General features: G+C 59.7%; 1 pseudogene. It reads right to left on the bottom strand.

Annotated features, from left to right (window positions below):
• Window positions 1–38 precede the first annotated feature (38 nt).
• A pseudogene (locus ACR0JI_RS21950) lies at window positions 39–747 on the bottom strand (IS6 family transposase).
• Between the last annotated feature and the right edge of the window lie 47 nt (window positions 748–794).

Genomic DNA, 794 nt, shown 5'->3' with positions numbered 1-794 from the left:
TATTAGCACCGGGCTGAATGCGGTCTGATCCGCGCCCGTCAGGCGGTCATCTCGGGTGTGTAGCCGTTCCAAAGATCAAAGGCATCGGCTATTGCGTGGCGATAGGATTTGGCGGTGAGACGATAGCGGCGAGGGCGGAAGATTGTACTGACCTGATCGTGGACGGCGAGAAACCGTTGTGCTTGGCGCGGTGACTTGAACCGGCCCATGATCTTTTCCCGTTTCCGGGTTGGCCGATGTGACCCTTCGATCCGATTGTTGAGGCCCTTGTGTGCTCGATGGTCAGCGTCAGGCGCGATGGCCTGGATCGGCTTGGTATAACTGCGGAGCTTGTCGGTGATCACGACACGCGGATTGCCGTAGGCGGCGACCAAACGAGCGAAAATCGCTTTGCGGCTTTGGCGTTGCGGCGGGGTTGAATGAGAATGTCGAGAACGTCTCCGTTGGCATCGATGGCCCGCCACAGCCAGTGTTTACGCCGTTGATCGGGACGACGCGCTCGTCCATATGCCATTTGTCGTGCGGCCGGGGTCGATCGCGCCGGATACAAGCCGCGAACTGTGGACCGAACCGGTTTACCCAGAGACGAATGGCCTCGCGGCTAACGATGACACCGCGCTCGGCGAGCAAGTCCTCGACATCGGCAGTGCTCAGCCCAAACCGATGGTAGGCCAAGACGGCATAGGAGACGATCTCGCGGGGAAAACGAAAGCCCTTCAGGCATGGCATCGAGATGGGTATCGTCATGGTGCCTCGCTATCCGAGAAGCGGAGGGCGATCAATTTGGCAGTGCC

It is taken from the genome of Ruegeria sp. N10, from assembly GCF_056531545.1.
Note: the sequence above shows the minus strand (reverse complement) of the source record. Positions and strands in the feature narration are given on the sequence as shown.